Below are 16,350 nucleotides of genomic sequence, written 5' to 3' on the forward strand. Positions count from 1 at the left end.
CTTAATACTGCTTTTTTACACTCTTAGTATATAAATAATAAGTCCAAGATACCCAAATGATAGGTATAATATAAATAGAATGTAAATATAACTCTTTACTTAAAAAACTAATCAAAGAGTAATAAATCACTATATAAAAAGCACACCATTGAACAACTTTACTTTTTTCATACCTAGGGTTATAATACCCATAAATAACAGTTAAAAAAAGTGATAATAAAGGGAATAAAGATAAAAGAACATAATATGCAAATTCATCACTTATAATATCACTATTTGTTAAATAAAATTTCCAATATGCGTATGAATCTGAAAACTCATATAAAGCTTCTTCATTTTTTATATTATTAAAAATAGTCATTTTAGAATAATCTATTTGGTTGAACTCTTCATCTTTTATATTAAAAGATTTACCCTCAAAAAGTTTAAAACTAAGTTCACCATCTTTATTTTCCAATACAGCTTTTTTGGCAATTATAAACTGGTCTTCATCTTCTTGTGTTTGAAAAAGCTTTACTCTGTTATATATTTTATCATCTCTTTCATCAATGAAAATTAACCACTCACCAAAATTTTGACCAAACTCCGATGCTTTGATATTAAAATTAGCTTCACCTTTTTTCTTTTCCATAAAGGTTTCATTTTCAAATTGAGCTTTAGGAATAAGCCCTAAAGAAACAATAAGCAATGATATGGATACCAGTAAAGTTACAGGGAAAAAAATCTTTAATATATTAACTGGATTTAAACCAAAAGAAGTTACCACAATAAGTTCATATTCATTTGATAACTTTGATAAGGTTATTGCTATAGATATAAAAAAAGTGATTGGCAATGTATAAAAAACAATTGTTGGAACAACATAACCATAAAGCTTTAATAACTCAAAAAAATCAATTGTTATAACAGACGTTAAAGAAGCAATCTTAACTAAAAAAATTATTGATGTAATAAAATACAATCCAAAAAATATTGGGAAAAGGGTATGTGCTAATTGACTAAATAAATACTCTTTTAATTTCAACTAAAAACCTTTGATAAATTTAAAAAATACTCAGTAACTAAACCTAAAGCTAAATAGGGAATATAAGGTATTTGAATATCTTTTTTCTTATAACTAAAATAAAGTGACGGTATTATAGCAAAAAGTGAAGATAAAAAAATAGCTATTAATGATGCTTTTAATCCAAGTATAATACCAATTGCAGCTAATATTGGAATATCCCCTTCACCCAATGCTTCTTGTGTTTTTAAAGAATCATCTTTTAAAACCCTAGCTTTTATATTTTGAATATAAAAACTTAATATAAAATTTAATAAAACAAAAGCTCCTGAAATCATCAATGCAGCTTTTAAAGCCTCTAATATAGGAAGAGGTGTTACTAAAAATGAAATAATAAATGCTATTAATAACAAATAATCGGGTACAGCCTTATATTTAAAATCTATAAAAGATAAAACTATAAGATTGTAAAAAAATATCAATGCAAATAAAAGTTCAAGAGTAAATGAAAGTTTTATATATAAAAAAACTGTTATTACAGCACTTATTAACTCCACAGTAACATATTGTTTTGAAATCTCTTCTTTACAATAGGCACATTTCCCTTTTAGTAAAAAATATGAAATAATAGGAATATTGTGATACCAATATATTAAATGATTACATTTAGGACATTGACTTCTTGGTAAAACTACAGATTTCTCTAAAGGAAGTCTTATAATTAGAACATTTAAAAAAGACCCAATTAAGCATCCAAAAATAAAACTAAATACCTCCAAATCTTCTCTCTCTTTGATTAAAATCACTTATTAAATCATCTAAATCATTTGCTGAAAATTCTGGCCAATAAGTATTTGTAAAGAACAACTCAGCATAGGCATTTTGCCACAACAAATAATTAGATAATCGTATCTCACCACTAGTTCTTATTAGCATATCTACATTTGGAATTCCTGCTGTATCAAGGCATAATTCAAAATTTTCTTTTGTTATCTCAAGATTTTTTTCATTTAGCTTTTTTATTGCTCTTAAAATCTCATCTTGTGAACCATAATTTAATGCTAACACTTGTGTTAAATTTTTACCATTTTTAGTTTTTTCTTCAACATCTAAAATAGTTTTTTGTAAGGGCTTAGAAAACTTAGAGATATCTCCAATTGATTTAAATCTAATTCCATTTTCTAAATAAGTTGAAAGTTCACTTTTTAAATATTTATCTAAAAGCTTCATTAGATATTCCACTTCAAGTTTCGGTCTACTCCAATTTTCTGTAGAAAAAGCATATAAAGTTAAATACTTGATACCCAATTTTGCACAATGTTTTGTTATCTCTCTTACTGCTTTTGCACCCTCTTCATGTCCGGCAGTTCTTTTTAGACCTCTCTCTTTTGCCCATCTTCCATTACCATCCATTATAATGGCTATATGTTCAGGATTTCTTTGTTCAATCATCTAAGTTAAACTCTATTTGTAGTTTGTCTAAAATATCAAGTGAAATATCAAGTTTTTCACCCTTTAAACTATAATCATTATTTTCTAAAATAAGTTCAATCTCATTTGTGTTTGAACCAAAAGAGGAAGAATCATTTAAAATATTTAAACAAACTGCATCAATATTTTTTTTCTCAATCATATTTTTTGCATTATCAAAAGCTACTGTATCATCCATCTCTGCTTTAAAACCCACAGTATAAATGCCATCTTTTGGTAAAGCTGCCAAAATATCCATATTTTGAATTAGTTCAAGATTCCACGAAGAGCCTAAAACCTCTTTTTTAAGTTTGCCCTCTTGGGGAAAATTAGGAAGATAATCACTTACAGCAGCAACCATAAATAAAAATGGTTTTTTCTCAATCAAAGTTGCCTTTGAATCATCCATTAAAGTAGGCTTACTCATTTTCCCTTTTTTTGCAACTCTTAAAGAATCAACTAAATATTCATACATTTGTGCGGAAGATTGTACCGGAATAACATGTATATCTTTTGGCAAATTATCATATCCTCTAGTGCTTACCAAACAAACATCAGCTCCTTTTAGAAAAAGTGCTAAAGCTAAAGATGAAGCCATTTTACCTGATGAGAAATTTGAAATATATCTTACCTCATCTATTTTTTCAATTGTACCTCCACCACTTAAAACAACTTTTCTATCAGTCCAATAGTTATCTTTTAAAAGCTCTCTTGCAGTTGCATAAAAAATCTCAGAAGGATCAGCCATAGCACCATCACCTACATCTTTACAAGCTAACTCTTTTACTTGTGAAGAAACCATCTCATAATTACACAATTTTAATAGTTTTAAATTCGCTTGGGTAATTGGATTTTTTAACATATTTGTATTAGCTGCAGGTGCTAATAGTTTAACCCTTGGATAAGCTAAAGCTGTTTGAGTTAGTAGATTATCAGATATTCCATTTGCAAGTTTATTTATAGTATTTGCAGTTGCTGGAGCTATAACAAATATATCTACCCACTTTCCAATATCTATATGATTATAATCTTGATTTTTTTCCCAACTCTCTGTAGTTTCACATAATACTTTATTTTGAGAAATTGCCTCAAAAGTTAGAGGGGTAATAAATTTTTGAGAAGCCTCAGTCATTATTACTTTTACATTTGCCCCTGCTTTTATATAAAGTCTTATTAGTTCTAAACTTTTATATATGGCAATTGAGCTTGTAACTGCTAAAAGAATATTTTTATCTTTTAAAAGCATTAGTTTTTTCCAAAGAATTTATAATAAAAATCTTTTATTAATTTCATAGGCGCTCTATTTATAGCTAGACTTCCTTTTGAAATATTTTTTGTAGCACAAGTACCAGCTGCTAAAATAACATCATCTTCAATTGTAATTGGAGCAACTAACTGGCAATCTGAACCAATAAATACATTTTTTCCAATTATTGTTTTATGTTTATTTACACCATCATAATTACAAGTGATACATCCAGCACCTACATTTGTACCCTCATCAATCTGGCAATCTCCAAGATAAGACAAGTGTCCAGCTTTTACCCCTGTTAATATAGCTTTTTTTGTTTCAACAAAATTTCCTAAATGGGTATTTTTTAGTTTACTTCCTGGTCTAACTCTAGCCATCGGTCCAATATCAGAATCTTCTAGAATTGAGTTTTCTACAATTGAATTTGTTTTTATATGAGAATTTATAATTACAGCATCATCTAATAAAGAAACTCCATTTTCAATAATAGATTCACCCTCTATTTTAACACCCTCTTCTATAAAGATAGTTTCAGGCATTCGCATAATAACACCCTCTTTTAAAAACTCTCTTTTTATTCTGTTTTGATGAATAACTTCTGCATCTGCTAATTCAACCTTTGAATTAACCCCTTTAAAGTTTTTCTCATTTACAACAATTGGCTTTAAAACTTTTCCTTGCTCTATTGCCATCTCAATTAAATCTGTGATGTAATACTCTTTTTGGGCATTGTTATTTGAAAGTTTAGGTAAATTTTCTAAAAGAAATTTTGTTTCAAATTGATATATACCTGCGTTTGCAGTATTGATTTTCAATTCCTCTTCACTTGCATCTTTTTGTTCTACAATTTTTTTTACATTGCCTTCTTCAATTACAACTCTTCCATAACCATCTGCATTTTTTAACTCTAATACAGACATTACAATTGTTCCATCTAAATCAAATTTTTCTAATTCACTTGATTGGATTAAAGGCATATCCCCATTTAATACCAATGTTTTTTCATATTTTGGAGTGATTCCCATAACTGCACCACCAGTTCCTGGAAACTTTTCATGATCTTGAATTACAAAATTTATTTTTACATCTTTAAAAAGTTTTTCAATCTCTTCTTTTACTCTTTTTGCTTGATGATATAAAACTACTGTAATATCATCACTAAGTTTTAATGACTCTTTTATTGAAAAATATAACATAGGCTTACCTGAAATCTTGTGTAGCACTTTTGGTGTTGTTGATTTCATTCTTGTACCTGCACCTGCGGCTAAAATAATAATTGATTTATTTAACATATAAATTTAACTCTCCAATGCCTCATTTATCTCTTTTTTAAGGTTTTCAATAACCTCTTCTATAGCTCTTCTCATTTTCTCATCTGTGATATTTGCATGTAATAATTTTTCTAAATTACCTTCTCTTTCTTTAAAGAATTTTGCTACAGATTTACTCTTTTTTCTATGGTTATACATCAATACACCTGAAAGAATTAAAACAACAACAAGTTTTGTATGTCCTAAAATTGCTGCATAATTTAAAATACTAAATCCTGCATAATCTGGTTCATTTATATCTGCACCAGCTGAAATTAATAATCTAGCAATTTTATAATTACCTTTCCATTGGGTGTGATGTAAAGCAGTTCTTCCTTGCTTATCTTTAATATTTAGATCAACTTTTTTTGTTAGAAGTTTTTCTACAACATCAATATTATTTGCAAGAACAGCTTTATGGATAACTGTTCGTCCATCATTATCAATAGTATTTACATCAACTCTATATTTAAGTATAAATACTAATCTTTCTAAAAAGCTATCTTTCTCTTTTTGATTTGTTATCTCTAAACCTTTATCAACCATATAAGACAAAGGGGTATTATTATCATTGTCAATAATATTTAAATCAGCCCCTGCATTTACAAGTACTTTTATCAATTCCAAATTATTTTCAATCACTGCATCAAAAATTATTGTTTTTCCATCTGCTCTTGGATCATTGATTCTAGGTTTAAATAAAAGCATCTTTTTAAGCATTGGAATATAATTTTCAAGTTCATTCATCTCGAAAAATCTTCGTGAACTAGGCTTTTTATTATTTCTTGTTATAAGTACAGCTTCAACTAAATCATCAATCACTGTTCTTTCAGTATAATCTCTATGATCAATATCTGCACCATGAGAGATTAGGTGGTCAATCATATTCATATTTTGAGAACCTTTTAAAACCGCATCAAAAAGTACTGTTTTTCCCTCTTTATCTTGGGCATTAATATCTGCACCAGAAGCTATAAGAAAATCAATTGTGTCGTAATTTTCCCTTTCAACCTCTTTATAAAGTACAGTTTTGCCATTTTCATCAACTCTATCTATTGCTAGACCTAAATCGATTAAAATTCCTGTAAGTTTTAAATAGTTCCTCTCTTCTCTTACTAATTTATATTTCCCATCTACTTTTGCATCTGGATTTTTTACAATTGCTAATATCTTTAATATCTCATCCAATAAAGTTTTTTCTGCATAATCTTTTATATTTAGCTTTACACCTCTATCAAGTAAAATCTCTATTATACTTAGATTTTGTGCCCCTAAAACAACCGCATTAAATAAAACATTTTGTCTTTTTTTATCTAATATATTTACATCAATACCATTTGAGATTAAAAACTTTGCTACATCTGGATCTTCTTTTAATACAGCATAAAACAAGGCTGATTGCCCATTATTATCAACAACATTAATATCATCTATGTTATTTATTATCTCTTTAATAATCTCTAAATTACCACCCTCAACAGCATCAAAAAGTACTGTTCTTCCATAATGGTCAGTAATTGATAAATCTGGATTTTGGGTCATTAGTATTTTGAAAACTTTTTCATTTTCTTCAAGAGCCGCATCATGCATAACTGTTCTACCCGATGAGTTTATATGATTTATTGAAGCACCATTCTCCAATAAAAATCTAATCATCATACCATCGATTTTATCAACAGCCTCAGTTAAAACAGTTTTTCCGTAGTTATCTTCAGCATTTATATTAATGCCGTTTTTGATGAGTATTTTAATGGATTCTATTCTTCTTTTTGCAGCTAAATCAAATAGAAGAGTTCTACCTTTTGCATCTTTTCTATTTATATTTACTCCGCTGTCAATAAGAGCTTGAATTTTTTTTTCATCTATATAATTTTTCAATAGCTCTTTTTGAAGCATTTCAGCTCCATCACTTTTGAATATGCCTAACATCAAAAACCCCTAAAACTAGTCAATTCTAAGATTATACCAAAAAAAATGTTAATTAATCTCTTCTTCGCCTTCTTCTTTTTGCATTAAAATAATTATCAGGTTTATGTTTAGGTCTTTCTAGTTTTAAATTTAACTTTAATGACCTTTCTATAAAGGAATTGAAACTATTTCTCAAAATAACAGCTTTGTTATAATCTGGGAATATTTCAGGGAATTTATAGGATAACCATAAATATAAAGATATCTTTTTTACTTCATCTTCAACCAATAATAAATCTTTTTGCGTTACAGCTTTTTTAGGTAAAGTAATAGATGGTTTATATCTACATACTCTTTTTTTTATTATTGCAGCTACATAAGCTTCAAAGGCTTGTAAAATAATAGTTGATTTCATAGTAATAGGTGCCTGAGATAAAAGATATTTTTCTTCTAAACTTAGTTTATCTCTTTTATCTACAAGACTAGAAGCTTCTATCATAGAAGATATATTTGCAGCTTTAAAAGGTCCATCAAACTTCATATTTTTATTAAAATAACTCAAAATTTTTGTTATAGAATTTGTTTTAATGTGTCTTGCCAAATCTAATAATTGATCGTTGCTCATTTTTACACTATATGGAGGTTTGATTGTTCGAATTGGTTGTTCAAACTCCTCTTTAATATAATTTAAGACATCTCTTCTGGTTGCCCCTAAAAACCCCACCTGATGGTGTCCATATCTTCCCGCACGTCCTGCAATTTGTACAATTTCATTAACACTTAGCTTTCTTCTGCTTTTACCATCAAACTTTGTATCTGTTGTAAAAAGTAGATTTTTAATAGGAAGATTAAGTCCCATTGCAATTGCATCTGTTGCAATTAGGATATCACTTTGCTTTTCCCTAAATCTTCTTGCTTCATCACGTCTAACTTCAGGAGATAAGTTTCCATAGATAACTGATACTTTGTATTTTTTTTGAAGTCTTTGTTTTAACTTTAAAACATCTGACCTAGAAAAAGCTATAAGAGCTGTACCCTCTTCAAGATTTTCTAAAGAGGTATGCCTAGCCATAGTTTTTAATGGAGTTTTTCTTTTATGTTTAACTACTTCTAACTCTTCGCCTAAATATTGAGCAATCTTCTTTACAGCATCAAGTGCATTTACACTTCCTGTCATAATAACTGTTTTAGCTGGAACACCAATTATTGCATTTACCCAAGCCCAACCTCTATCTTCATCTTCTAACATTTGAACTTCATCTATAACTGCTAAATCCACATCCAAATTAAAATCAAGCATCTCAATAGTTGAACAAACATGGGCTGCCTCATCATGGATAATTTGCTCTTCACCTGTTATTAAAGTAGCATCAATATTGTTTTCTTTTAAATCCTCATATCCCTCTAGGGCAAGAAGCCTCAAAGGAGCTAAATATAATCCACTATTTGAGTTTTTTAATTCACTCATCGCGTTGTAAGTTTTTCCGGAATTTGTAGGTCCTACGAAAAATTTTAATTTTCTATTCATACTTCTAGCTAGTGGAAAAAGTGATTTTAAATCGCAGTGTAATAAAGACTGCAGCTGTTGTTGGAAAGTTTCATTCATAAAGGTATTATAGTAAATAGAATATAATATTAGATTAAATCGTATATTAATTAGGACTTTTTATGGAATGTAAATATTTTGGTATTTGTGGAAGCTGTACTTTATTTGATAAAAATTATGAGGAACAATTAGATTATAAAATCTCAAGGGAAAAAGAAAGATTCTCTGATTTAGGTAATTTTGACTTTGATATTATAAAAAGCAAAGAGCAAAACTTTAGAAATCGAGCAGAATTTAGAATCTGGAAAAACTTTGATAAAAATGATAATCCAACAATATCTTATGCCATGACAAGCTTTGAAAAAAGTTCAGTTGAGATAGATTCTTGTCAAATTGTAACAAAACATATTCAAGAGATTATGGATAAATTATTAGTGATTTTACAAGAAGATGAAATACTCAGATTTAAACTATATGCTGTAGAGTTTTTAAACTCTACAACAAATGATATGCTTGTAACACTTATTTATCATAAAAAACTTGATAAAGTTTGGGAAGAAAAAGCAAAAGATATAGAAGAAAAATTAAATATAAAAATCATAGGAAGAAGCAGAGGACAAAAAGTAATCATCAGTGATGAATTTATAAATGAAACCCTAAATATCTCAAATAAAGATTTCAACTTCTTATACCAAGAAGGAGGCTTTACACAGCCTAACAGTGCAGTTAATGTACAAATGATTGAATGGGTTTTAGACAAATTACAAAAAAGTAAAAATGACCTTTGTGAATTATACTGTGGAGGTGGAAATTTTACTATACCTTTAAGTCTAAAATTCAATAAAGTATTAGCAACAGAGATTTCAAAAACCTCTATAAAATCAGCTCTTAAGAATTGTGAATTAAATAATATAGAAAATATAGATTTTATCCGTATGAGTGCGGAAGATTTTGTTGAAGCATTAGAAGAAAAAAGAGAATTTAGAAGATTAAAAGATGTGGATTTAAAAAGCTACAACTTTGATACAATTTTTGTAGATCCTCCAAGGGCTGGACTTGATGATACAACAAGAAATTTAGTAAAAAATTTTGATCAAATAATTTATATATCATGTAACCCTGAAACTTTACATAGAGATTTAGAAGAATTAACTAAAACCCATAAAATAACAAATTTCGCACTTTTTGATCAGTTTGCATACACAGAACATATAGAATCTGGCCTTTTCTTAAACAAAATTTAAAGTTAGCTTAGATAATATTATAAGATATTCAATTAAAAGGAACAAGCATGAGAATAAATACTAACGTTTCTTCTCTTTCTGCACAAGAAGCTGCAGCAAATACAAATAACGCTTTAAAAACCTCTTTAGAAAAATTAAGTTCAGGTTTAAGAATCAATAAGGCATCAGATGATGCATCTGGTCTTGCTATTGCAGATAAGCTAAGAACACAAGCTACATCTATCAACCAAGGGATAGACAATGGTAACTCTGCTGTTGCACTTTTACAAATTGCAGATAAATCAATGGCTGAGCAATCAAATATTCTTGATACTATTAAAGCTAAACTAATCCAAGCTAATACTTCTACTACTTCTGCTGATGGTAGAGAATCTATTAGAAAAGATATTGGTAAACTTTTAGAGCAATTAGATAATATTGCTCAACAAACTAATTACAATAGTAGTAGCTTACTTCAAGCTGATGGTAGCACAAATGGTTCTGAAGCTCTATATTTTCAAATTGGAGAAAGTAGTGAAGATCTTATATCAACAGAATCAATTAAAGCTAATACAATAGGTCTTGGTGGTGGTTCTGAAAAGATAATCCAAACTTCTGGTTCTACAAACCAAAATAACCTTGTAGATGATGGTACAGCTATAATTATTAATACAAACAAAGGTGCTGATACAAATAATGATGGTAAAATAGATACTTCAGATGTTGCATCATTTACAATTGAGGGTCAAGATACAGGTTCTTCTCCAAGCCCTGCTGCTGTAGGTATTATTAATATTAGTGCCGACAAGATTGATAAACTTGCAGATTCAGGTACAGGTGCTGATTTAAATGTAATCTTTGATAATAAAACTACTCAATTAATTAGAGATAAAATCAATGAAAATGAAACAGGGTTTACTTCTGCTGACATCACTTATGACAAAGATAAAAACCAATTTACTATAATAGATGGGGCTGGTTTTACTATGAAAGACCTTGGCAAAATTGGTTCTATGCAAGTTGAAATTGTAGGGAATCCAGCTGGTGGCCAATTAACAGTAACTGGTGAAGTTAATAATATGGTTATTCATAACACAGATGATATTCAGCTAAATGGAGACCCTTCGACATCTCCAACACCAAATAACCAACTAAAAATCACTACAACTGGTGCAGCTAGTGGTGCACTTATGGGTGGTCAAGCTTTAGCATCTTTAACTAAGTTAGGTACAGGGGAACTAACAGCAGATAAAGCTGCTCAATACCAAGGTGTAATTGATAATGCAATTTCTGTACTAAACTCATATAGAGCTGACATAGGTTCTACTCAAACACAAGTTGAATCAGCCGTTAGAAACTTAATGACTCAATCAACAAATGTAACAGCAGCAGAATCTATTATTAGAGATGTAGATTATGCAAAAGAATCTGCAAACTTTAATAAACAAAATATTATCTCACAAGCTGGATCTTATGCTATTTCTCAAGCTAATAATGTTCAGCAAAATGTATTAAAACTATTACAATAGTAATAGTATCTGATAAGATAGTAGCCCTTGGGTTTCTATCTTATTCTTCTTTCAATACAACTTTAAATACACTAATTTTTCTTCTCCATTTAAGGGATAATTTAAAACTTTCAAATATTTCAAAATAAACACCAATTTAAACTAATTTTAAGAATTGGTGTGTCATAATTTCATTATAAACATAGGGAGCAATGGCTTCCGAAGAGTTAAAAGCTCTATGCTTGGTCTAACAAGAATGTTTCCGGCTGTAAATTTTACATTTACAATGTGTCATAATATTGAAAGGATTTATTATGAGAATTAATACAAACGTATCGTCTCTTAACGCTCAAGAGTCGGCAACTAACACAAACAATGCTTTAAAAAGCTCATTAGAAAAATTAAGTTCAGGTTTAAGAATCAACAAAGCGTCAGATGATGCATCTGGTCTTGCTATTGCAGATAAATTAAGAACGCAAGCTACATCTATCAACCAAGGTATAGATAATGGTAACTCTGCTGTATCTTTATTACAAATTGCAGATAAATCAATGGCTGAGCAATCAAATATTCTTGATACTATTAAAGCTAAACTAATCCAAGCTAATACTTCTACTACTTCTGCTGATGGTAGAGAATCTATTAGAAAAGATATTGGTAAACTTTTAGAGCAATTAAATAACATTGCTGAGCAAACAAACTATAATGGTACAACACTATTACAATCTGATGGTAGTACAAATGGTTCTGAAGCTTTATCTTTCCAAATTGGTGAAGGTAGTCAAGATATTATTTCAACTGAATCAATCAAATCAAACACTATTGGTCTTGGTGGTGGGGCAGAACAGTTAATCCAAACTTCTGGAGCTACAAACCAAAATAACCTTGTAGATGATGGTTCTTCTTTAATTATTAGTACAAACAAAGGTGCTGATACAAGTGGTGATGGTAAAATTGATACAGCTGATATTGCATCTTTTACAATTGAAGCACAAACTACTGGTTCGTCTCCAACGCAATCTGCTATAGGTATTATCAATATTAGTGCTGATAAAATTGATAAAATTGCAGACTCAGGTACAAATGCTAATTTAAATGTGATTTTTGATGACAAAACTACTCAATTAATCAGAGATAAAATTAACGATAATGAAACAGGGTTTACTTCTTCAGATATCACTTATGACAAAGATAAAAACCAATTTACTATAATAAATGGGGCTGATTTTACTATGAAAGACCTTGGCAAAATTGGTTCTATGCAAATTGAAATTGCGGGGAATCCAGCTGGTGGTGAATTAACAGTAACTGGTGAAGTTAGTAACATGGTTATTAATAATACAGAAGATATTAAACTTAACGGTGATGATTCTACATCTGCAACACCAAATAACCAATTAAAAATCACTACAACTGGTGCAGCTAGTGGTGCACTTATGGGTGGTCAATCTTTACAATCTTTAGGTAATTTATCTGCTGGTGAATTAACTGCTGATAAAGCAGCACAATACCAAGGTGTAGTTGATAGTGCTATTACTACTCTGAATGCATATAGAGCAGACGTAGGTTCTACTCAAACACAAGTTGAATCAGCCGTTAGAAACTTAATGACTCAATCAACAAATGTTAGTGCAGCAGAATCTATTATTAGAGATGTTGACTACGCAAAAGAGTCTGCGAACTTTAATAGACAAAATATTATTGCACAAGCTGGTTCTTATGCAATTTCTCAAGCTAATACAGTTCAACAAAACGTATTAAAATTATTACAATAGTAATAATCAATAAAATAGTAACCCTCTGGGTTGCTATTTTTAACATTTAATAAAGAGTATTTTATGTAGAATCTTCTTTATTAAATGCTTTACAAAGCTCAAGGAATCAATCTATATGACAGAAGAAGAAGCTCAAAATTTTGCAATAAATACTTATAATGATAATATTAAATATTTAGAACAAAATAATCCTCAACTTTTTGAAAAAATCACTTTACTTGATACTGCAATAGATTTAGGAGAGCTAAAAGCAAATTATGATTTGCACTTTATAAATGGTTATTTTGATATTATAAACCTTTCAACAAATCAATTATTTTATGGTAAAAATTCAACTGAATTAAGTAAAGAACTACTTAACAATAATATAAATACATTAGCAAAGGAAAACTCTTTTAAAGCATTTTATGATTATAAATATGAAGATTCAGAAATAGCTTTAGAAAAAGGACTTCTTTGGGAATATACAACAGGTGATGCACCAATTATAAATTTTGTAAATAAAAATTTACCTCAAACTGAAGATTTAAACAGTATACATAAATTTATAATTTTTGGTATTGGTTTAGGTTTACATATACCTTTGATTCATGAAAAATTAAAATCAAAAACTTATCTAATCGTTGAGCCTAATTTAGAACTATTTAAACTTTCATTGTTTGTTACTAATTATGCAAAATTAGCACAAGAAGCAAATCTTATTTTGAGTATAGCAGAAGATGAACTTAACTTTAGGAATAGCTTTGATCAATTTTATAATGAAAGTTTTGTTTTTAATCACTATTTTAAGTTTTTCCAATTGTCAAATAATTTTTCTTTTTATATAAAAACTATTCAAAATAAACTAGTATCACAGGATTTTTATACATACCCATATAATAGAACATTTTTAAGTCTTTACAGAACACACTCTTATATTATGGAAGAATACAAATTATTAGATATTTCAAGAATACATAATCTAGATTTTACAAAAAAACCTATTTTATACCTAGCAGCAGGTCCATCACTGCAAAAAAATATTGAGTTTGTAAAGAAAAATCAAAATAAATTTACTATTGTAACAATCTATGCAACCCTTCCTTTACTTGAAAAACACAATATAAAACCTGATATAGTAACTCAATATGATGAACAAAATCATGCTGTTTTGAATACCTTAGAAAAAATAGAAGATATTAATTTTTTCAAAAATACTATATTTATTTTTTCATCTCATGTAAATACAAAGCTAATGAATAGTTTTAGAAAAGAAAATATCTATATTTTCCAAGCAATGTTTGATCTAAAAAAAGGATTTGGAACTCTTACTAGCCCAAGTATTGGGGAACTAACTTATGCCCTACTTCTTATACTTGGTGCAAAAAAAGTTTATCTAATAGGGCTTGATTTAGCTTTTGATACACAAACAGGAGAAACACATATTGAAGGGCATAGTGGAGCAAATGCCTTTGCAAATTTAAAAGATGAAGAGGATTCATCTGAAGAAAATTATTCATATAGAAAAAATACTATTAGAGTAAAAGGAAACTTTGTAGATACGGTAAAAACTACACCATCATTTAAAACAAATATTGACTCATTTAGTTATTTTACAGAGCAATTTAAACAAGCAGATGTAGAGATATACAATTTATCAAATGGAGCATATCTACTAGATACTATACCTCTTAAAATAGAAAATATACAAATCAATAGTTTAGAAGATAAGAAAATAGATTCAACTGTTATCATAAATGACTTAAATAAAATATCTACTGTTAACTACTCTACAGAAGATATGGAAAATAAAAATCTCAAAATAAGTAATGCAAAGAAAATGAAAAAAGCATTAGAAAGTTTTTTTAAAATAAAAAACTACACAAAATTTGGAGACTATCAAAATAATTTAATTATTACATTGCAAACATTACTTTTCAATGAAAATAAAGATTCCGATTTAAAATCAGTATTAACTAATTATTCTCAACATGTTATACCTTTTATATTTCACTTATTTAATGTAAATACAGAAAAAAAGAATTTATCTTTTATTTATGAATTAAATAAAGTTTTAAAAATACAGTTCAATAAAATAGTTGATACTTATCTAATCTCTGTTTTATATTCAAAAGATGAATCTTCACAATTAACAAAAAAATTAAATAAACAGATAAAAGAATATAAAATAGATAAAACCTTATATTGTGAACCTATCTTCAAAGAACTTTCAGAAACAGCACCATTAAAAGATTCAAAAATATCAAGTGAAAATGCAATTGGCATGTTTGCAATTAATGAAAACCTAGAAAATAAAAACTTAATAGAATATATTACTAATATAGTTAATACCTATGATTGTAGACTAAAAATATTTTATCTTTTTGAGTATCAAAAAAATAAAGCTCAACAAATATTTAAAAACATAAAAAATAAAATAGAGTTTATAATACCAAGAAACCTTGAATCAATAGCTAGTGAAATTGAAGTTTATATAGACTTGAATAAAACTTCGAGTTTGAAAGATATAAATAATACATTACTTCATAAACATAGTAAAATTTATTGTATAAGTTTTTTAGAGAAATTTTATTTAAAAAATAAACAATTAAAAGAACTCTTAAATAAAGATATGTCATTAAGAGAGAAAATACAGAATAATAATGTACCTAATAAAAAATATACAGTATTTATGAATAATTTGTATTATTATCACTATTTAAATGAAATAGATAACAACTTATATTTAAAAGATAGTATAGGTTTATTTGTAACAAAAGACAATTTACTAAATAAAGATTTTGTGTCATTTATTAAAGATTTAATAATTAAATTCTCAAATATCCAATTTAAAATTTTTTATTTAAATGAAGAAATCAAACCATTAATATTAGATACTTTTAGTAATCAAAGAGAAAGAATTAATTTTATAATCCCAGATAATTTAAATGATGTTATAAAAGAAATAGAAATTTTTATTAAATTTTCATTAGATTCTCAGGATATAAATAATATTTATTCAACTATCTTATCAAGATGTAAAAATATTTTTCCATTAACTTTCAATTCTGAAGATAATAATAAATCTTGGATAGATTATAATAATAATAGAAGTTGGTTTGGTTTTAAAAATCCTTTATTTGAATTCACAGAAGAAGAAATAATAAACTTTAAATTTAATCCTAAAATTGCGTATACAAATAAATTGTTCCAATTTGTAAAAAAAGATGTTAGTATTAAAGAAGATGTTGATTTTTATGATTTTTATTATTTTGAAAACATAAAACTTATCTTAGACTATTCTAATTTAAAAGAAAAATTATTTCAGATAAATAATTATTACATAAATAATCATTCTAATATTAATTAAGTACTA

The 16,350-nt window shown here is 27.8% G+C and carries 11 protein-coding genes; 4 read left to right on the plus strand and 7 right to left on the minus strand.

What is annotated here, in order from left to right:
* Position 1 precedes the first annotated feature (1 nt).
* Genes ACKU3H_RS02030 through ACKU3H_RS02060 form a run of 7 tightly spaced genes read right to left on the minus strand, consistent with a single transcriptional unit; the run spans position 2 to position 8,471 of the window.
* Positions 2 to 1,024, minus strand: a complete 1,023-nt coding sequence (locus tag ACKU3H_RS02030; protein WP_320035313.1) for an LptF/LptG family permease — start codon at positions 1,022 to 1,024, stop codon at positions 2 to 4.
* Positions 1,021 to 1,782: a prepilin peptidase gene (locus tag ACKU3H_RS02035; protein ID WP_320035314.1), complete on the minus strand. Its 762-nt coding sequence runs from the start codon at positions 1,780 to 1,782 to the stop codon at positions 1,021 to 1,023. The genes ACKU3H_RS02030 and ACKU3H_RS02035 overlap by 4 nt, the downstream gene beginning before the upstream one ends.
* On the minus strand, positions 1,769 to 2,455 hold the full coding sequence (locus tag ACKU3H_RS02040; RefSeq protein WP_320035315.1) for a di-trans,poly-cis-decaprenylcistransferase: 687 nt from the start codon (positions 2,453 to 2,455) through the stop codon (positions 1,769 to 1,771). The genes ACKU3H_RS02035 and ACKU3H_RS02040 overlap by 14 nt, the downstream gene beginning before the upstream one ends.
* The gene (gene coaBC / locus ACKU3H_RS02045) at positions 2,448 to 3,719 is read right to left on the minus strand and encodes a bifunctional phosphopantothenoylcysteine decarboxylase/phosphopantothenate--cysteine ligase CoaBC (RefSeq protein WP_320035316.1); all 1,272 of its coding nucleotides are present in this window, start codon (positions 3,717 to 3,719) and stop codon (positions 2,448 to 2,450) included. Before coaBC ends, ACKU3H_RS02040 begins: the two co-directional genes overlap by 8 nt.
* Positions 3,719 to 5,017, minus strand: coding sequence for a bifunctional UDP-N-acetylglucosamine diphosphorylase/glucosamine-1-phosphate N-acetyltransferase GlmU (gene glmU / locus ACKU3H_RS02050; RefSeq protein WP_320035317.1), 1,299 nt, complete (start codon positions 5,015 to 5,017; stop codon positions 3,719 to 3,721). The genes coaBC and glmU overlap by 1 nt, the downstream gene beginning before the upstream one ends.
* Positions 5,018 to 5,023: 6 nt before the next feature.
* Entirely contained in the window at positions 5,024 to 6,964 is a 1,941-nt protein-coding gene (locus ACKU3H_RS02055; RefSeq protein ID WP_320035318.1) for an ankyrin repeat domain-containing protein, read from the minus strand.
* 52 nt (positions 6,965 to 7,016) lie between these two features.
* Positions 7,017 to 8,471, minus strand: coding sequence for a helicase-related protein (locus ACKU3H_RS02060; protein ID WP_320035319.1), 1,455 nt, complete (start codon positions 8,469 to 8,471; stop codon positions 7,017 to 7,019).
* A 140-nt stretch (positions 8,472 to 8,611) separates the two neighbouring features.
* Between ACKU3H_RS02060 and trmA the strand changes: the two genes are divergently transcribed.
* The 4 genes from trmA to ACKU3H_RS02080 all read left to right on the plus strand — a co-directional run bounded on the left by trmA (position 8,612) and on the right by ACKU3H_RS02080 (position 16,344).
* Complete coding sequence (gene trmA, locus ACKU3H_RS02065; RefSeq protein WP_320035320.1) at positions 8,612 to 9,733, plus strand: tRNA (uridine(54)-C5)-methyltransferase TrmA; 1,122 nt, start codon at positions 8,612 to 8,614, stop codon at positions 9,731 to 9,733.
* Positions 9,734 to 9,780: 47 nt separating this feature from the next.
* Positions 9,781 to 11,241, plus strand: coding sequence for a flagellin (locus tag ACKU3H_RS02070; protein ID WP_320035321.1), 1,461 nt, complete (start codon positions 9,781 to 9,783; stop codon positions 11,239 to 11,241).
* 293 nt (positions 11,242 to 11,534) lie between these two features.
* Positions 11,535 to 12,995 (plus strand): flagellin, encoded by a 1,461-nt coding sequence (locus tag ACKU3H_RS02075; protein WP_320035322.1) that lies wholly within the window; start codon positions 11,535 to 11,537, stop codon positions 12,993 to 12,995.
* A gap of 115 nt (positions 12,996 to 13,110) precedes the next feature.
* Positions 13,111 to 16,344: a 6-hydroxymethylpterin diphosphokinase MptE-like protein gene (locus ACKU3H_RS02080; RefSeq protein ID WP_320035323.1), complete on the plus strand. Its 3,234-nt coding sequence runs from the start codon at positions 13,111 to 13,113 to the stop codon at positions 16,342 to 16,344.
* The last annotated feature ends 6 nt before the right edge of the window (positions 16,345 to 16,350 follow it).

It is taken from the genome of Halarcobacter sp. (assembly GCF_963675975.1).
In the GTDB taxonomy this organism is placed as follows: domain Bacteria; phylum Campylobacterota; class Campylobacteria; order Campylobacterales; family Arcobacteraceae; genus Halarcobacter.